The organism is Methylobacterium sp. A52T, from assembly GCF_053346095.1.
The window spans coordinates 1-17,363 of the sequence record NZ_JBKFBI010000136.1 but is presented as its reverse complement, the minus strand read 5'-3'; the positions used below and the strand labels follow the sequence as shown (position 1 = coordinate 17,363).

Below are 17,363 nucleotides of genomic sequence, written 5' to 3'. Positions count from 1 at the left end.
GGGCCCCCCCGGGCGCGGCCCCCCCCCCCCCCCTCCTGCCCCCCCCCCCCCCCCACCGGGGCGCGGCCCGCCGCGCCGTCGCCGGCGCGCATGAGGGCGATGCTGGCGCCGAGCTCGTCGAGCTTCCGGCGGATCAGCCCGGCCAGGGTGTCGAGGTCGCCCCGCTGGTCGGGGTCGTCCTGGACGAGGTCGCGCAGGAGATCGAGCTGCTGGTCGACGTTCAGCCGCCCCTCGGTGAAGGGCAGCAGGAAGGCCTCGTCGCCGGTGAGCAGATAGCCGCGCTGGCCGGTCTCGGCGTCCTGCACCGCCGACAGGACCCGGGCGAGGCGCCCGTCCACCGCCACGGTGTGGCGCACGGCGTCGACGCCGCGCTGCTGGTACACGAAGGCGCCGAGCGCGATGGCGGTCATCACCAGGATCGTGGCGAACCCCACCGTCATCCAGGTCACGGTGCGCGAGCGCAGGGATCGCCGGACCCGCGCCCCCACGCGCGCGCCGACACGCGCCCGGACGGAGGCGGCGTCCGGCGCTTCGTCGCTCCGGTCCGGTGCTGTAGCGGTGGCGGGCACGGTGGCGGGCGCGGGGACGGACATGTCAGGCCCCGGCCGCGCCGTGCAGCCGGACGGGCCGCCCGGCCCGCGCCCCGTCCTCGGCCGCCCGCGCCCGGCAATCCGCGATGGTCGCCCTGGCCGTGTCGATCGCGACGGACGCCGCCGACATGGTGCGGGTGTCCGGCTCCCGCTCGCGGGCGTAGCGGACGACGTCCATGGCCAGCGCGTCGACCTCGACGGTGAGCGCCTCGATCGCCGCCGGGTCGCGCAGCGCCCGGGCCTGCCCGGCGATCTCCAGGAGCCGGTCCAGGAGTTCGTCGATGCGCTCGCGGCGCAGGCTGGCGAGGCGCTGCCGGATCCAGGCCAGCACCGAGACGAGGCCGCCCACCAGCGCGCCGAGGAGGTAGAGCGTGTCGCCGTAGCGCTCGATGAAGCCGTGCTGGTCGCGCTCATAATAGTCGATCGCCCCCGGATGGATCGGGATGCGGGCGCTGGTGGCCGCCACGGTCGTGTCGTAGGCCGGGGCCTGGACGTACTCGGCGGCGTCCGTCGCCAGGGCGGCGGCGCTGCGCTTCTCGAAGAGCTGCTGGGTCACGTCGGCCGCCACGACGCGGCTCAAGGAAGCCCGGGCCATCAGCCGGTACGAGGCGCCCACCGTCTTCACGTCGTCGGCCGGCAACTTCGGGCGGCCGCCGAACAGGCCGCCCGGGACGGTGACCGCCTGGAGCCGCGGGAAGCGCTCGATCACCGCGCCGTCATCCTCCACGGCGACGAACGCCACCTTGCCGCCGCGGGCGACGCCCTGCACGGCAGAGACCAGGGCCAGCGCCTTCGGGGCCGAGGGCGCGATGATGCTGACGAAGGCGTCGATCCGCCTCTCGCGGAAGGCGCCGGCCACCGCCTCCTGGTCGACCGGGACCAGCAGGACCGTCGAGTCCCGGGCCGGGCCGGCGGCCTCCTCCAGGGTGAGCCCGTAATAGCCGAGGAGATTCCGGAGCAGCCAGAGATCGGCGTCCCGGTGCGCCGCGATGCCGAGCCGCTTGCCGGCGAGCTTCGAGAAGCTCGTGATCCCGGCCTGCTCGGGCGAGGCGATGACCATCGCCTGGTCGCGCAGGATCGCCAGGGTGAGGCCGTTCGTCGGCAGCAGCACGTCGGGGCGGACCACCGCGAGGTCGGCGCGCCCGTCCTGCAGGGCGGCGGCGCTCTCGCGCACGTCGTCGAAGGACAGGATCTTCAGCCGGACATTCTCGTGGGCGGCCTCGAGCGCGTCCGCGTAGGCCTTGATCAGGCCGGGCTCGGTCCCGTCCCGGGGGGCGACCGCGATGGTGAGCACCGTCGCCTGGAGCAGGTACCACGCCGCGACCCCGCCCGCGCCCAGGAGGGCGGCCCCGGCCAGGAGCAGGGTCTCCCGGCGCAGGATCCAGGCGGGGAGGGTCCACATCGCCCCGGCCACTCAGAACAGCGAGATCAGCACGATGCCGCCGACCATCAGGGCGGCGCCGATCAGGCGCGGCGGACCGGCCTTGACCCGCTTCATGCCGAACCAGCCGAAATGGTCGAGCGCCACCGAAGTCAGGAGGTTGGCGGTGATGAGCAGGCCGTTGAAGGCACCGGCCCCGACCTTGTCGACGAAGAGCAGCCCGGCGAAGACCGCGACCGCCCCGGTGAGGCCGGCGAGGGGCATCCACCAGCGAACGCCCGCGACGTCGTCCCGGGTCGGCAGCGGCGACGGCCGCAGCAGGAACATCAGCGCGAACACGAACACGACCGGCACGAACGACACGGTCGCGGCGAGCCAGGGATTCTCCAGGGCGCCGCGGAGCTGCGCGTTCCAGACCACGCCGATCGCCATCAGGGCGCCGGCCACGAGGATGAACGGGTAGAGCAGCTTGCCGCCGACCCCCGAGCCGCCGCCGTCGCTCTTGCCGCCCGAGCGCGCGATGAAGGTCACGCCCACCGCCATCAGCAGGCCGCCGAGCCAGGGCATCGGCTTGAAGCCCGCCGCCTGCAGGCCGAACAGGCCGAGCGCGTCCATCGCCAGGGAGGTGAGGATGTTGGCGGTGAGCGTCAGGCCGTTGAACGGCCCGGCGCCGACCTTGTCGATGAAGGCGAGCCCGCCGAACACCGCGACCGCACCGGCCAGGCCCCCCAGCGGCGCGTACCAGGGCATCTTGCCCAAGCTGTCGAGGCTCGGCAGCGGCGTCGGCATCGTGAGGAACAGGGTCGTGAACACGAAGACGATCGGCAGGAACGACACCGTCGCGGCGAGCCACGGATTGACCATGCGGCCGCGCAGCTGCGCGTTCATGGCATTGCCGATCGCCTGCAGCGCGCCCGCCACCAGGATGAAGGGATAGAGGAGGGCAGCCGTCACGCGCGCGGACCTTCGGGTTCTCGGGGAAGGGTCAGACGAGGAGCAGGCCGGCGAGCGCCAGCGCGAGGGCCGGCGGCATCACCAGCAGGCCGAGCTTGAGGAAGGTCCAGGCGCCGACGTCCTGGCCCTCGCGGCGGATGGCGGTGAGCCAGAGGATCGTGGCGAGGGAGCCCGTCACCGACAGGTTCGGCCCGAGGTCGACGCCGATCAGGATCGCGCCCGCCACCTTCTCGGGCACGTGGGCGGTCTGGACGGCGGCGCCCGCGATCAGCCCGGCCGGCAGGTTGTTGACGAGGTTGCACAGCACCGCGACGAGGCCGCCCGCCCCCCAGGCGGTGGCCTCCGGGGCGGCGTGGGCGTAGCCCTTGAGGAGGTCCGCCAGCATCGCCAGGACGCCGGTCTTCTCCAGGGCCTCCACCAGCACGAACAGGCCGGCCACCAGCGGCAGCACGCTCCACGACACGTCCTTGGCCACCTCGACGAGGCCGCCGCGCTTGAGCAGCAGCACGACGACCGTGGTGGCGAGGCCGGCCACGAAGGTCGGCAGGCCGAGGTCGAGGCCGAGCGCGGAAGCCGCGATCAGCACGCCGCCGGTCGCCACGATGCCGATCCCCGCCACGAGGCCGGTGCGGGACAGCGACACGGCCTCGACGTCGGTGGCGACCTGCTGCCCGCGGAGGGCCCTGGCCTGGGTCAGCCGCAGCACCGCGTAGGTCGCGGCGATGGCCAGCAGCGAGGGCAGGGCGAACAGGCCGAGCCAGCGCACCAGCGGCGGCATGTGCTCGGCGAAGACCACGAGGTTGGCCGGGTTCGAGATCGGCAGCACGAAGCTCGCCGCGTTGGCGATGAAGGCGCAGATGAACAGGTAGGGGAGGGGGTTCTCCACCTTGGCGGCCTTGGTGGCCGCGTAGACGGCGGGCGTGAGCACCACCGCGCAGGCGTCGTTGGACAGGAACACCGTGACGACGGTGCCGACGAGGTACACGAGGGTGAACAGCCGGGTCGCCGAGCCCCTGGCGGCGCGCACCGCGATCGAGGCCAGCCAGTCGAACAGGCCCTCCTTCCGGGCCACCTCCGACATCAGCATCATGCCGACGAGGAACAGGTAGACGTCGGTCCCCTTCAGAACGCCGTCCCAGGCGGTGGCGGGGGCGAGCAGGCCGAGGGCCACGAGGGCGCCCGCGCCGAGCACGGCCCAGATCGCCTCCGGCCACGCGAACGGCCGCAGGATGACGCCGAGGGTCGCGAGGGCGGCGATCGTCCAGGTCGCGATGTTGGGGGTCAGCGTCAGCGCGCCCATCGGTTGCGGTGGTCCTCTGGTGGGGTGGATCGTGCGGTGCGGTGTGCCGCGATTCGGGCGGGACCGGCTACCAGTGCCGGCCGTTGCGGTTCGGCCCGAGCTGGTCACCCCGGAGCCCCTTCTCGGGCCAGGCCGGCAGGCGGAACACGTCGCTGCCGGGGCGCTCGTGCGCGGGCGGCGGCACGAAGCTCCGGTCCACGGGCTCGATCACCTCGGTGTCGGTGCGGCCGGTGCCGTCCGCGACCGTGACGGCGAGGCGGCGCGCGCCGTCGCGCCAGGGGATGCGGGCGTGGACCGTCCGGGGGCCGTCCGGCACCATCGGGTGGGCCGGGCCGCCATCGACGCGCAGGTGACAGCGCCACGCGTCCGGCGGCCGGTCCGACAGCACGAGGGCGCGCACCGAGACCGTGCCGTCGGCGGCGTCGAGGGGCGCCGTGGCGAGGCGCCGGTCGGCGGGGCTCGTGACCATCACGAAGGGCAGCGCCCGGTCGAGGGGCTTGAACCGCCAGCTCGTGACCGGCCCGTCGATCGCCGCGACCGCGTAGCCGACCGAGCCGTCCTCGTTCTGGCCGACCGAGCGGGCCGCGGCGTAGAGGGTGCGCCCGTCCGGGGCGAGCTCGTTGTAGTGGGTATGGCCCATCTCGACGAGGCGGACGCCGTAGTGGCGGATCAGGCCGGCCAGCGCCGCCCGCTCGTCGGGCACGCAGAGGTCGTCCGGGTAGGTGTGGGCGAAGACCGCGCAGGGCTGGCCCTCCCGCTCGGCCCGGGCCAGCTCCTCGCCGAGCCACGCGAGCTGGTGGGGGCCGAGGCGGAAGTCGAGGCCGAAGCCCTTCTGGCCGTAGCCGGGGCTGACCATGTCGAGGAACAGGCAGCGCACGCCCGCCCAGGTCTCGGCGAAGTGGTAGTGCGTCACGGAGACGGGGTCTCGCGGGCGCGGCAGGTCGTGGCGCCGCGCCGCGTGGCCGCCGCCGCGCGGACTGCCCGCCACCGCGGCGAACAGGGCGTCGAAATCCGCCATCGTGCCGTGCTGGCGGTCGTGGTCGCCGGCGATCAGGCGCACCGGCAGGTCCGGGTGCCGGTCCAGGGCCTCGCGCAGGACCGCGTACTGCTCCGCCCGCCCGTCCTCGGCGAGGTCGCCGGGGATGTAGACGAAGTCGAGGAGACCGTGTCGGTGCAGCCCCGCCACCTCGGCGAGCATCGCCCGCAGGTCGGCGGCGTGGGGGTCGGAGGCCCGCTCGAGATGCAGGTCGCCGACATGCGCGAAGGCGAACACGCCGTGGTTCGCCGTCATGGCGCGCCCGCGCGCCGTCTGTGGTTTCCCTGAGCCATCGTGCCCCCCGGACAGGCCCGTCCGCCCCGGCCGGGAGATCGGCCGCGGTGGTCGCGACCGGCCCGACGTTTCGGAGCCGGCGGGGTTCCGGCCCGGGGAGGAGACGCGCGCCGGTGGGGGCCTACATTTTCGTGAGCGCCGGCCCGATCCGCGCCCGGCGCCGCGAAGTGTCGTGAAAACAGACACTCGCTGTCCTCTCAGCCGACAGATCCGGGCGATGTCGGCCCAGGGTCAGCCCGGGGTCGGCCCGTGACTCCGCCGGCCGGCGGGCCTGTCGGCGCGCCTCAGTGCACGCGCCGGAACAGGTCCGGCAGGTAGCGTTCCAGGGTCTCATGCCCCTCGAACTGCACGTCCACGGTGGCGGCCGCGCCCCACGGGCGGTGGAGCCCCACGACCCGGCCGCGGGCATGGCGCCAGATCCCGAGGATCTCGGCGAGGTCGAGCCGGTCGAAGACCACCTCGTCGCCCGGGGCGAGGGCCGGCGCGGCGACGCCGGACCAAGCCTCGGGGACCGGGCGGCGGGGCATCTCCGCGACCCGGGAAGGCTCATCCCCCGGATCGAGGATGGGGGAGAAGGTTTCGTTCGCGGAGTGCTCGCGGAAGAGCATGATCTTCACTAAGCCGTTGCGATGACTGAATAATCGCAGGTTCAATCCGATCCGACAAGGCTTGTTCCGGCGCTCCGCCCGCCGGACCGACCCGTATTCGGCGACCAGACGGCCGATCCGGGACCCGCCCGGGCCCCGCGCCCCGTCCCCGCGACCGGACCGCCCGCGAGACCGCGCGCGCGGGGCTGGAGAGGAGCCAGAGAGGAGCCAGAGAGAAGCCCCGCGGGGGCGCAGCATGCGCCTCTCCGGTTCAGGGGTATCGGGAGATCGTTCGTGTCGTCGAACGACGATCTTTAGAATTTCGGGACGGGCCGCGCTGATCTAAACCTGACGCGAGACAATCATCCACGTGAGACGGCGCCTGTCGACTTGATGGATCGTGTCCGCGTGCCTTCGGATGCGGAGCGAACCATCGCGGCCCGACTGCCGGACTTGCCCCCGTTCATCCCGATCAGAGTTCCCGCCCGATGAAGTTCCTGCGCCTCCTCGCCGTCGCGGCGCTCAGCCTCGGAGCCCTGCCGGCCGGGGCGGAGTCCCTCCGGGTCGGCGTCGTGCCCGGCGCCTACGGCGACGCCGTCACGGTCGCGGCCCGGGAGGCCGAGGCCGAGGGCCTCGACGTCAAGGTGGTCGAGTTCAGCGACTGGACGACGCCCAACGTCGCCCTCGACGCCGGCGACATCGACGTGAACTTCTTCCAGCACCGCCCCTTCATGGAGAACGCCGCCAAGCAGAAGGGCTACGCGTTCGACATCGTCGGGCTCGGGATCCTGTCCAATATCGGCCTGTACTCCCTGAAGCATAAGAGCTTCGACCAGATCCCGGCGGGCGGCACGGTGGCGATCGCCAACGACCCGGTGAACCAGGGCCGCGGCCTGCTGCTCCTCCAGAAGGCCGGGCTGATCACGCTGAAGGACGGTGTCGGCTTCCTCGGCACCCTCGACGACATCGTCGGGAACCCGAAGAAGCTGCGGTTCACCGAGGTCGAGGGGCCGCAGCTCGCGCGGATCACCGGCGACGTCGACCTCGCCCTGGGCTACCCGCACTTCATCGTGGCGGCCGGCAGTTTCGACCCGACCAGCGGATTGATCTATTCCGGTATCGAGGACCGGCGCTTCGCCGTGAGCTTCGTCACCAAGGCCGCCCGCAAGGAGGACCCCGTGATCCGGAAATTCGTGACGCTCTTCCAGAACTCGGAGGCCGTGAAACAGCAGATCCGCAAGTCCTTCGCCAACAGCGACAAGCTCTACCTGATGGCGTGGCAGAACTGATGGTCGGCCTGATCTTCGACAGCCTGCGCGATCCGGGCACGCCGGCCGCGGCCGGGCGGACGAGCCCGGGCGCCGCGACAGCCGCCCGGAGCCCGGCCGCAGCGCCCGGCAGCGAGGCCGGCCGGGAGACCGGCACGGTGCGGTTCGAGTCCGTCTCGAAGACCTACCGCTCGGCCGCCGGGCCGGTGCAGGCGCTCGACCGGGTGGACCTCGCGATCCCCGCCGGCGCGATCTTCGGCATCATCGGCCGCTCGGGGGCGGGCAAGTCGAGCCTCCTGCGCACGGTCAACCGGCTGGAGGCGCCGAGTTCGGGCCGGGTCCTGGTCGACGGCGCCCCGATCGACGCCCTCGACACCGACGGGCTCGTGGCGCTGCGCCGGCGCATCGGCATGATCTTCCAGCACTTCAACCTGCTGGCGGCCAAGACCGTCCGGCAGAACGTGGCGCTGCCGCTCACGGTCGCGGGCGTCCCCCGGCACGCGATCGGCCCGCGGGTCGCGGAGGCCCTGCGCCTCGTCGGCCTGGAGGACAAGGCCGACACCTACCCGTCGCGGCTCTCCGGGGGCCAGAAGCAGCGGGTCGGCATCGCCCGGGCGCTCGTGAGCGATCCGGAGATCCTGCTCTGCGACGAGGCGACCTCCGCCCTCGACCCGGAGACGACGCTGGCGATCCTCGACCTGCTGCGCGACATCAACCGGCGGCTCGGGATCACCATCATCCTGATCACCCACGAGATGAGCGTGATCCGCGAGATCTGCAGCGACGTGGTGGTGCTGGAGGGCGGCCGGGTCGTCGAGACCGGGCCGGTCTGGCGCGTGTTCGGGGCGCCCGAGCACCCGACAACCCGGGCGCTGCTCGAGCCCCTGACCCGCGGGCTGCCGCCGGATCTGGCGGCCCGGCTGCAGCCGCGGCCCGCGCCGGGCGGCTGGGCGATCCTGCGGATCACCTGCTCGGGCCGGGCCGCGCCGGATCTCTCGGGCCTCGCGGGGGCCGGGGCGACGGTGCGCCTGCTCCAGGCGGGCATCGAGCGGATCCAGGGCCACGCGGTCGGCCGGATGCTGGTGGCCGTCCCGGCCGAGGATCCGGACGCGGAGGCGCGGCTGCGGACGCTCGGCGGCGACGTGGAGCGGGTCGGCTACGTCCCCGCCGACGCGGCGGTGGGGTGAGACGATGCCGGACCGCTCCTCCGATACCCCGACCGATACACCGCCGCCCCAGCACCCCGGACCCGGAGGCCCGCCATGTCGCCGCAGATGATCGAACGCCTCTGGCAGGCCTTCCTCGACACCGCGCTCATGGTCGGGGTCTCGGCCGGGATCGCCGTGGTCGCCGGCATTCCCCTGGCGCTGTTCCTCGTCACCTCCGGGCCCGGCGGCATCTTCGCGGCGCCGACGGCCCACCGGGTGGTCGGGACCGTGGTCAACGGCTTCCGGGCCGTGCCCTTCATCGTGCTGCTGGTTGCGCTGATCCCGTTCACCCGGCTGGTGGCCGGCACCACGATCGGCGTCTGGGCGGCGATCGTGCCGCTCTCGGTGAGCGCGACCCCGTTCTTCGCCCGGATCGCCGAGGTCTCGCTGCGGGAGGTGGACGCGGGCCTGATCGAGGCCGCCCAGTCCATCGGCTGCCGGCGCCGGCACATCCTCGCCCACGTGCTCCTGCCCGAGGCGCTGCCGGGCATCGTGGCCGGCTTCACCATCACGGTGGTGGCGATGATCGGCGCCTCCGCGATGGCCGGCGCGGTGGGCGCGGGCGGGCTCGGGGACGTCGCCATCCGGTACGGCTACCAGCGCTTCGACACCACAGTGATGGTGGTGGTGATCGCGATCCTGATCGCCCTCGTGTGCGCGGTCCAGTTCGCGGGCGACACCGCGGTGCGGCGGCTCCGGGCCCGCTGAGCGAGACCGTCCGACCTGGGCGATCCGGCCGGGAGCGCGCACCCATGGATCGTCCCCGGTCGATGACCTCGACATCGCCGTCCGCGCGCGCGGAGCGGAGCGATCCAGGCAGCGCCGCGTCTTCCAACCGCGCGCGGCCCCCGGGGCGCCTCGCAGCGCTCGCGATGACGGCGGGACGTCCCAACCCGAGCGGTCAACCGGAAACCGTATGAGCCTGCACCTGGACGATCCCGTCACCGACCCGGTCGAAGATCGGCCGCCGCCGCCGCCGTCGCCGCCGCACCGGATCCGCTCGGACGCCGAGGCGATCGCGGCCGCGCGGGCCGTGGCCCGGATCTTCGCGGCGGGCGCGGCCGAGCGCGACCGCGACCGGCGCCTGCCCTGGGCGGAGATCGCGGCCTTCACGGAGAGCGGCCTCGGCGGCATCACGGTGCCGCGCGCCCACGGCGGCGCCGGGGTCTCGCACGCGACGCTCGCGGAGGTCTTCGCGATCCTGGCCGCCGCCGACGGCTCGGCGGCGCAGATCCCCCAGAACCAGTTCGGCGTCCTGGCGCTGGTCGCGGCCGCAGCCAGCCCCGCCCAGCAGGCGCGGATCTACCGCGACGTGCTCGCCGGCCACCGGATCGGCAATGCCGGCCCCGCCCGCAACGGCAAGGCGATCACCGGCGTGGACACGCGGCTGACCGCCGGTCCGGAGGGCCCGCGGCTCAGCGGCACGCGCTTCTACTCCACGGGCGCGCTCTTCGCCCACTGGATCCCGACGCGCGCGGTCGGCCCCGACGGCGGCCCGCTCCTGGTCTTCGTGCGCCGGGACGCCCCCGGCGTGCGGGTGGTCGACGACTGGCAGGGCTTCGGCCAGCGCACCACGGCGAGCGGCACCGTGATCTTCGCGCAGGCCCCGGTCGAGGCGGAGCTGACGATCGACCTCGCGCCCCTGGCCGGGCGCCCGGGCCTGTTCGGGCCGGTCTCGCAGCTGATCCACGCGGCGATCGACGCCGGGCTCGCCCGGGGCGCGGCTGCCGCCGCCCTCGACTTCCTGCGCAGCCGGGCCCGGCCCTATCCCTTCACCGCCGAGACCGTCGCGGAGGATCCCCACATCCTCGGCGAGGTCGGGCGGCTCGCCGTCGACCTGCACGCCGCCGAGGAGGTCCTGGCCCGGGCCGGACGGGCGCTCGACCGGATCGCCGCGGCCCCCGTCACCGCCCAGAGCGCGGCCGAGGCCTCGGTGGCGGTGGCGCAGGCCAAGATCCTCACCACCGAGGCGGCCCTGGAGGCCTCCGAGCGGCTGCTCGAGCTCGCCGGCGCCTCGGCGACCCGCGACGGGTACAATCTCGGCCGGTACTGGCGCGACGCCCGGGTCCACACCCTGCACGACCCCGTGCGGTGGAAGTACCACCTCCTCGGCAACCACGCCCTGAACGGCGTGCTGCCCGCCCGGCACCAGTGGAACTGAGGACCGGGCGATGCCGCTCCAGCCCCACGAGACCGCCTTCACGCAGGCACCCGCGCCGCCGCGCCCGGTGCCGGTCCTTCCGGACGCCGCCGCGGCGCTCGCCGTCGCCGACCGGCTGGCGGAGGCCTTCGCCGAGGCCGCCGCCGAGCGCGACCTGGAGCGCCGCCTGCCGGTCGCCGAGATCGCGCGCTTCACCGAATCCGGCCTCTGGGCGATCACGGTGCCGAGGGAATACGGCGGCCCCGGCCTCGACAGCGCCACGGTCGCCCAGGTGATCGCCCGGATCGCCGCGGCGGACGGCTCCCTCGGCCAGATCCCGCAGAACCATTTCTACGCCCTGGAGGTGCTGCGCAACGGCGGCACCGAGGCCCAGAAGCGCGCCCTCTACGGCCGCGTCCTGGCGGGCGAGCGCTTCGGCAACGCGCTGGCCGAGACCGGCGCGCGCGACCACACCCGCCGCACCCGCCTCGTGCGCGACCCGGCCGGCTGGTATGTCGAGGGCCGCAAATATTACTGCACCGGCTCGCTCTACGCCCACCGCATCCCCACCCTGGCCAACGCCGAGGAGGACGGCCGGGCGGTCGCCTACCTCGTCTTCGTCCCCCGGGACGCGCCGGGCGTGACCCTGGTCGACGACTGGGACGGGTTCGGGCAGCGGCTCACCGGCTCGGGCTCGGTCCTGTTCGAGCACGTCGCCGTGGAGCCCGACTGGGTGGTGCCGTTCCAGGCCTCGCTGGAGCGGCCCACCGCCATCGGCCCCTTCGCGCAGATCCTGCACGCCGGGATCGATCTCGGCATCGGCGCGGGCGCCTTCGCGGCGACCTTGCCCTTCGTGCGGGACCGCGCCCGGCCGTGGATCGATTCCGGGGTCGCGCGGGCGAGCGAGGATCCCCTGACCCTCCACGCGCTGGGCGACGTCCAGGTGCGCCTCGCGGCGGCCGACGCCCTGCTGGCGCGGGCCGGCCGCTACGTGGACGCCGCGCAGGAAGCCCCCGACGCCGACAGCGTCGCGGCCGCCTCCGTGGCGGTGGCGGAGGCCCGGGCGGCGAGCCACCGCGCCGGCCTGCTCGCGGCCAACAAGCTGGTCGAGCTCGGCGGCACCTCGGCCACCGACCGGGCCGAGGCGCTCGACCGCTACTGGCGCGACGTCCGCACCCACACCCTGCACGATCCGGTGCGCTGGAAGTACCACTGGATCGGCGCCTACCACCTCGACGGCCGGCAGCCGCCCCGGCACGGAGCGCTCTGATGGCCGCCGCGACGAAGCAGATCCTGCTGAACGCCTTCAACATGACCTGCGCGGGCCACATCAACCACGGGCTCTGGACCCACCCGCGCGACCGCTCGGCCGACTACAACACGCTGTCCTACTGGACCGAGCAGGCGAGGCTCCTGGAGCGCGGCCTGTTCGACGGCCTGTTCATCGCCGACATCATCGGCGTCTACGACATCTACGGCGGCGGCATCGACGTGACCGCCCGGGAGGCCGTGCAGCTCCCGGTCAACGACCCGACCGTGATGATCTCCGCCATGGCGGCGGTGACCGAGCATCTCGGCTTCGGGGTGACGATCAACGTCCACCAGGAGGCACCCTACACCTTCGCCCGGCGCCTCTCGACCCTCGACCACCTGACGGGCGGCCGGATCGGCTGGAACGTCGTCACCGGCTACCTCGACAGCGCCCACCGCGCCCAGAGCGGCGGCACGTTGCCGGCGCACGACCGGCGCTACGACTACGCCGACGAGTACCTGGAGGTGCTCTACCGGCTCTGGGAGGGCAGCTGGGACGACGCGGCCGTGCGCCGCGACCAGGCGGCGCGGGTGTTCAGCGATCCCGCCCATATCCGCAAGGTCACCCACCGGGGCGAGTTCTTCGCGGTCGAAGGCTACCACCTGTCGGAGCCGTCGCGCCAGCGCACGCCGGTGCTCTACCAGGCCGGCGCCTCAGGCCGCGGCCGCGCCTTCGCGGGCCGCCACGCCGAGTGCGTGTTCATCTCGGCCCGCGACCCGGCCAGCGCTCGCGAATCCGTCCGCGCCATCCGGGCCGAGGCGGTCGCGGCCGGCCGGGAACCCGACGACGTGAAGGTGTTCGTCGGCCTCGCGGTGATCCCCGGGCGGACCCGGGCGGAGGCCGAGGCCAAGCGGGACGAGTACCTGTCCTACGCGAGCCCGGAGGCGGGCCTCGCGCATTTCTCCGCCTCCACGGGGATCGACTTCGCCCGCTACGGCCTCGACGAGCCGATCCCCTACGCACCGGGCAACGCCATCCAGTCGGCCACCGCGGCGGCGGCCAGGCGCGGGCTGACGAAGCGCGACCTCCTCGCCGAATTGCAGCTCGGCGGCCGCTACGCGGTCCTCACCGGCGACGCCGTGACGATCGCCGATGAACTCCAGGCCTGGATCGCGGAGGGCGAGGTCGACGGGTTCAACCTCAGCCGGATCGTCGTGCCGGAGAGTTTCTCGGACTTCATCGACCTCGTGATCCCGGAACTGCAGGATCGCGGCCTCTACAAGACCGCCTACGCCGAGGGCTCGCTGCGGGCGAAGCTGTTCGGCCAGGGGGACCGGCTGCCCGCCCGCCACCCGGCCGAGGCCTACCGCGCCGCGCCTCGGCGGCCCTGATCAGCGGTCCTGATCAGCGACCCTGATCAGCGACCCTGGGACTCGCCGCTCTCGGAGCCGAACCAGCGGCCGTAGATCTCGTCGTAGCGGCCGTCCTCCCGCAGGCCCAGCAGGGCCTGGTTGACGCGCTTGCGCCGGGGGTCGCTGGCCGGGAACAGGATGCCGTAGGATTGCCGGTTGAAGGCGGTGCCGACCAGGCGCAGGGCCTCGTGGCCGGGCCGGGTCGCGTAGTAGCTGAGCGCGGGAGCATCGTAGACCACCGCCGCGACCGTGCCGGCCTGCAGCGCCGCGCAGGCCTCCTCCAGGGTCGCGAAACCCACCGGCGTGGCGAAATGGTCCGCCAGGTAGGCGACCGAGGTGGTGTTGGCGACCGTGCCCACCCGCTTGCCCGGCAGGTCCTGCGGGCCGTTGATCGCGCCGCGCAGGCGCTCCACGGTCGCCGTGCTGGTCAGGCCGGCGGTGAACCACGCCACCAGGGCGATGCAGGTGAACAGCCAGAGCACCGTGACGGCCCGCGCCAGCGGGCTGCGCGGCATCTCCTCCGCCTGGGCGGCGAGGCTGCTCAGGGCCCACCAGACGACGTGGGCGAAGCCGCGCGCCGGTCCCGAGCGCGCCGCCATGCCGCCGGGGTGGCGCCGCTCGAGCCACCAGACCAGGGCCGCCACCGCCAGGATCAGGGCGGCGAGCCCCAGCAGGACCTGCAGGAAGGCGGCGTCGCTCAGGAGCGCCCGGAGGGCCCGCGCGGTGGCCGAGCCGGTCGCGTCCGGCTCCGCCCGGACGGCGATGCGCAGGCCGGTCTCCAGCATCGTGACGGAGAAGTCGAAACGCCGCTCGCGCTCCGCGGTGATCGACACCGCCGCGATGGCGAGGTCCGCGCGCCCGTCCGAGACCGCCGCGAACAGCGCCGGCAGGTCGTCGACGCGCAGGTAGGCCGTCCGGACGCCGAGATCCCGCGCGATGGCGTTCCAGAGATCGATGCTGAACCCGCGCAGCCGGCCGTCCTCGTCCATGACCAGGGGCGGCACCGGATGGGTCGCGACCCGCCACGTCTCGGGCTCGCCGGTGCGGAGCGCGGGCGCCGCCTCCCGATTCTCGGCCCGGACGGGCTCCGCGGCGAGCGGCGCGGCGGCCGCGAAGCACAGGGCGAGATACAGGAAAAGGGACAGCGCCCCGGCGCGCCGCCGGCCGGCCGACCGGCGCGGCACGTCAGAGGCTCTCGATCCAGTTGCGCAGGACGGCGCCGGGCGCGGGTTCGGGGCCGGTCTCCAGGCGCTGGGACGCGTCGCTCGGGATGAAGCCGAACCGGCGCTTGAACGCCCGCCGGAAGGTCCGCTCGTCCGAGAAGCCGACCGCGAAGGCGACCTGCGAGATGCGCAGGGGTTTGGGGGCATCGTCGCGCACGAGCATCCGCATCGCCGCCATGAGGCGGCGGTCGCGGATATACGCCACGATGCCGTTGGGGGCGAACAGCCGGTACAGGGTCGAGCGCGACAGGCCGAGCCGGGTCGCGATCAGGGCGGGCGTCAGCTTCGGGTTGCCGAGCTCCGCCTCGACGAGGCGGCGGACCCGGATCCGGATGTCCTGGTGCTGGGAGGGGCGCCCCTCCTCCTGCCCGCGCAGCCAGCTGGCGCAGAGCTGGGTGATCGCCGCCGAGGCCGCCAGAGCCTCGCGGCGGTCGAGGAGGTCGCCGCAGGCGACGACGTTGGCGACGAAATTGTGGACCAGCCGCCCGAACGGGTCGCCGTCGTGGTCGAGGGGGCGGCCGTGCAGGGCGTCGGGGTGGCAGCCCTGCTTCTCCAGCAGGGCGCGGGGGATCACGACGTTCGTGGCGTCGACGGCAGCCGCCACGATGCGCACGGGCTGGGCGAGGTCGAAGACGATGCACTGCACCTCGTTCACGGGGCCGCTGCCCTGATCGGTCTCCACGCGGCTCTGCCCCCGCCGGTAGAACTGGAGCAGGATGTGGTCGAGGCCCTGCTGGCCGATCATCTCCCGCGTCCGCACGAGGGTGTGGGCCGGCGCCACCACGTCGCCGACCAGCAGGTCGCCGAGATGGTAGCTGCGCATCGCGATCGGGACGGTGAGGTCGGTCTCCGGGCGGAAGCTCACGTCGAAGATGGGCGCGAGATGGTCCTGCCACGCCCGCCCCAGCGCCGCGGGATCCCCGGGCGGCTCGAACCGCAGGCAGGCGACCTCGCCGCCCGGAGCCTCGCCCCCGGCCGGCGCCGCGTCCGGGTCCCGGTTTCTCTCCTCGGAAGACATACGTAGAGCCTGACACCTGCTGTTAGCGCGACCGATGAAGAACGAGGGCCTGCCCCAAGGTGACGCGTGGCAACGCGGTCCGGTCGTCCCGCACGTTAGCCGCGCCCACCCGGACAGTCTTCCTGTCTCCCGCCGGCCCGGACGGCTGTACACTGTCGTTTGCCGGGGCGGCGTGCGATTCGACGCGGGCGCCGCCCGACCGGAACGCCCCCGGCGCAACGTCCGATCATCGTGACCCGCGAGCCGGCGGTGTGGTTCCTTCCGTCCCAGAAAGGGGGATCCCCGTTTCGAGACGTCGCGCGCGGCACCGGGTGTGGCCGCGATGTGATAGTCCGTTAAACTCGCATTTCCTAACCCCCGTGCAAAGCTTGCGGCAGGCATGACGGGGGTCAGTCCGGTGGTCCAACAGTATAGCGGTGTCGAGCGTGTGACCGGATCCTGTGATCCGAGCCGGGGCGCGGGCGCCGGAACCCGGCGGCGCGGCGCCGTGCGGCTCGGGTTGCTGGTCGGCAGCTCGCTCGCGACGCTCGCGCTGGTTCTGGGACCTGTCGCGGCGCAGACCGTGCCGGCGCGCTCGCCCTCGACGGTCGATGCCTTCGGGGTACCGTTGACGGCGAGCCAGTTCGACACGCCGGAGTATCGAGCCGATTGGGGCTTGGCGGCGATCAACGCCGCGACTGCCTATGCGCGAGGCTTTACCGGAAGCGGTGTCGTCGTCTCTGTGATCGACACCGGCATTTACGCAAACCATCCCGAATTCACCGGTCAGCTGTCAGACCGCTCGCGATCTTTTCTTCCGGGGATCGATCCCGACACGCTCACAGATTCGGACCCTCGCGGGCACGGAACACATGTATCGGGCACGATTGCCGCCGCGCGCGACGGTATCGGGATGATGGGCGTCGCGTTCGACAGCAAATTACTTGCGCTACCATCTACCTTGGGGGCGTTCGCCGTTCCAGCAGCTATCGACTATGCGGCCAACAACGGCGCCCGTGTCTTGAATGGGAGCTATGGGGTAAACTTTTGGCAAATTGATGAGAGCGTCGCGAGTCAACAGTACTGGTATAATGCTCAAATCGTCCAGTACGAGGCGATCAAGCGTGGCTCGGCCAAAGACATGCTATTTGTGTTTGCTGCAGGAAATGATCGGCGGGATCAGCCCGGGACAGCGCAAAGTCCCAGCGATTCGGCACTTCTGCCATACATAAAACCATCTAACTCCTCCAGTGGGGTTTATACTTTTTACGACAGAGAAATTACAAAGCTTATCGTCGTTGGACACAACCCTCAGACCGGAGAGCCGATCTACGAATCTGTATTGGATCCAGATCGTCGAAAAATCGATCAAAGCAAGATCGATTTCTCAGACGTTTCAGGCTACATCGTCGCCGTTGTAAACGTAGATAGGAATAACAATATTTCCCCGACCAGCAACCTGTGCGGTGTTGCTGCGCAATGGTGCATCGTCGCCCCAGGAGAAGGTATCTATTCGACCAAAGCCGGTGGCGGTTACCAGAGCCTGAGCGGCACATCGATGGCCTCGCCGCACGTGGCCGGTGCCGCCGCTGTTCTGCGTCAGGCGTTCCCGTTCCTGACGGCGCCGCAGATCGCCCAGACCATGTTCACCACCGCCACCCACCTCGGCGACGGGCCTGCCAACGCCCCGAACGCCACTTTCGGCTGGGGCCTGCTCAACC

General features: G+C 72.7%; 15 protein-coding genes. 7 read left to right on the top strand and 8 right to left on the bottom strand.

The annotated features are described in order from the left end of the window. The 6 genes from ACLBYE_RS24705 to ACLBYE_RS24680 all read right to left on the bottom strand — a co-directional run. Positions 1-593 (bottom strand): CHASE3 domain-containing protein (locus ACLBYE_RS24705; RefSeq protein ID WP_447696196.1); only part of this gene is annotated, 593 nt, incomplete at its 3' end. 1 nt (position 594) lies between these two features. Continuing rightward, positions 595-1,992, bottom strand: a complete 1,398-nt coding sequence (locus tag ACLBYE_RS24700) for a TAXI family TRAP transporter solute-binding subunit (RefSeq protein ID WP_447696195.1) — start codon at positions 1,990-1,992, stop codon at positions 595-597. 12 nt (positions 1,993-2,004) lie between these two features. Beyond that, positions 2,005-2,925, bottom strand: coding sequence for a DMT family transporter (locus tag ACLBYE_RS24695; RefSeq protein WP_020096018.1), 921 nt, complete (start codon positions 2,923-2,925; stop codon positions 2,005-2,007). Between the two features lie 31 nt (positions 2,926-2,956). Beyond that, entirely contained in the window at positions 2,957-4,225 is a 1,269-nt protein-coding gene (locus ACLBYE_RS24690) for an arsenic transporter (protein ID WP_447696194.1), read from the bottom strand. Between the two features lie 67 nt (positions 4,226-4,292). After that, positions 4,293-5,516, bottom strand: coding sequence for a metallophosphoesterase family protein (locus tag ACLBYE_RS24685; RefSeq protein ID WP_447696193.1), 1,224 nt, complete (start codon positions 5,514-5,516; stop codon positions 4,293-4,295). 323 nt (positions 5,517-5,839) lie between these two features. Then, the gene (locus ACLBYE_RS24680) at positions 5,840-6,082 is read right to left on the bottom strand and encodes a hypothetical protein (RefSeq protein ID WP_100253618.1); all 243 of its coding nucleotides are present in this window, start codon (positions 6,080-6,082) and stop codon (positions 5,840-5,842) included. 548 nt (positions 6,083-6,630) lie between these two features. Between ACLBYE_RS24680 and ACLBYE_RS24675 the strand changes: the two genes are divergently transcribed. From ACLBYE_RS24675 to ACLBYE_RS24650, 6 genes are all read left to right on the top strand, one after another. After that, positions 6,631-7,431, top strand: coding sequence for a MetQ/NlpA family ABC transporter substrate-binding protein (locus ACLBYE_RS24675; protein ID WP_447696192.1), 801 nt, complete (start codon positions 6,631-6,633; stop codon positions 7,429-7,431). Beyond that, positions 7,431-8,597, top strand: a complete 1,167-nt coding sequence (locus ACLBYE_RS24670; protein WP_447696197.1) for a methionine ABC transporter ATP-binding protein — start codon at positions 7,431-7,433, stop codon at positions 8,595-8,597. Before ACLBYE_RS24675 ends, ACLBYE_RS24670 begins: the two co-directional genes overlap by 1 nt. A gap of 75 nt (positions 8,598-8,672) precedes the next feature. After that, positions 8,673-9,326, top strand: coding sequence for a methionine ABC transporter permease (locus ACLBYE_RS24665; protein WP_020096012.1), 654 nt, complete (start codon positions 8,673-8,675; stop codon positions 9,324-9,326). 208 nt (positions 9,327-9,534) lie between these two features. Continuing rightward, complete coding sequence (locus ACLBYE_RS24660) at positions 9,535-10,779, top strand: SfnB family sulfur acquisition oxidoreductase (RefSeq protein WP_447696191.1); 1,245 nt, start codon at positions 9,535-9,537, stop codon at positions 10,777-10,779. A 10-nt stretch (positions 10,780-10,789) separates the two neighbouring features. Then, on the top strand, positions 10,790-12,028 hold the full coding sequence (locus tag ACLBYE_RS24655; protein WP_447696190.1) for an SfnB family sulfur acquisition oxidoreductase: 1,239 nt from the start codon (positions 10,790-10,792) through the stop codon (positions 12,026-12,028). Continuing rightward, the gene (locus ACLBYE_RS24650) at positions 12,028-13,401 is read left to right on the top strand and encodes an LLM class flavin-dependent oxidoreductase (protein WP_447696189.1); all 1,374 of its coding nucleotides are present in this window, start codon (positions 12,028-12,030) and stop codon (positions 13,399-13,401) included. Before ACLBYE_RS24655 ends, ACLBYE_RS24650 begins: the two co-directional genes overlap by 1 nt. A 26-nt stretch (positions 13,402-13,427) precedes the next feature. Here the strand turns inward: ACLBYE_RS24650 and ACLBYE_RS24645 are convergent, their stop codons facing one another. After that, positions 13,428-14,606 carry a transporter substrate-binding domain-containing protein gene (locus ACLBYE_RS24645; protein WP_447696188.1) on the bottom strand — a complete coding sequence of 393 codons (1,179 nt, stop codon included), beginning with the start codon at positions 14,604-14,606 and terminating at the stop codon, positions 13,428-13,430. A gap of 1 nt (position 14,607) precedes the next feature. Further along, positions 14,608-15,663 (bottom strand): helix-turn-helix domain-containing protein, encoded by a 1,056-nt coding sequence (locus ACLBYE_RS24640; protein WP_447696187.1) that lies wholly within the window; start codon positions 15,661-15,663, stop codon positions 14,608-14,610. A 379-nt stretch (positions 15,664-16,042) separates the two neighbouring features. Here ACLBYE_RS24640 and ACLBYE_RS24635 point away from each other — a divergent pair. Beyond that, positions 16,043-17,363 (top strand): S8 family peptidase (locus ACLBYE_RS24635; protein WP_447696186.1); only part of this gene is annotated, 1,321 nt, incomplete at its 3' end.

Coding starts and splice junctions, on each gene's coding strand:
- ACLBYE_RS24700 (WP_447696195.1), bottom strand. CDS start 1,992: ATGTGGACCCTCCCCGCCTGGATCCTGCGCCGGGAGACCCTGCTCCTG.
- ACLBYE_RS24690 (WP_447696194.1), bottom strand. CDS start 4,225: ATGGGCGCGCTGACGCTGACCCCCAACATCGCGACCTGGACGATCGCC.
- ACLBYE_RS24685 (WP_447696193.1), bottom strand. CDS start 5,516: ATGACGGCGAACCACGGCGTGTTCGCCTTCGCGCATGTCGGCGACCTG.
- ACLBYE_RS24680 (WP_100253618.1), bottom strand. CDS start 6,082: ATGCCCCGCCGCCCGGTCCCCGAGGCTTGGTCCGGCGTCGCCGCGCCG.
- ACLBYE_RS24675 (WP_447696192.1), top strand. CDS start 6,631: ATGAAGTTCCTGCGCCTCCTCGCCGTCGCGGCGCTCAGCCTCGGAGCC.
- ACLBYE_RS24670 (WP_447696197.1), top strand. CDS start 7,431: ATGGTCGGCCTGATCTTCGACAGCCTGCGCGATCCGGGCACGCCGGCC.
- ACLBYE_RS24665 (WP_020096012.1), top strand. CDS start 8,673: ATGTCGCCGCAGATGATCGAACGCCTCTGGCAGGCCTTCCTCGACACC.
- ACLBYE_RS24660 (WP_447696191.1), top strand. CDS start 9,535: ATGAGCCTGCACCTGGACGATCCCGTCACCGACCCGGTCGAAGATCGG.
- ACLBYE_RS24655 (WP_447696190.1), top strand. CDS start 10,790: ATGCCGCTCCAGCCCCACGAGACCGCCTTCACGCAGGCACCCGCGCCG.
- ACLBYE_RS24650 (WP_447696189.1), top strand. CDS start 12,028: ATGGCCGCCGCGACGAAGCAGATCCTGCTGAACGCCTTCAACATGACC.
- ACLBYE_RS24640 (WP_447696187.1), bottom strand. CDS start 15,663: ATGTCTTCCGAGGAGAGAAACCGGGACCCGGACGCGGCGCCGGCCGGG.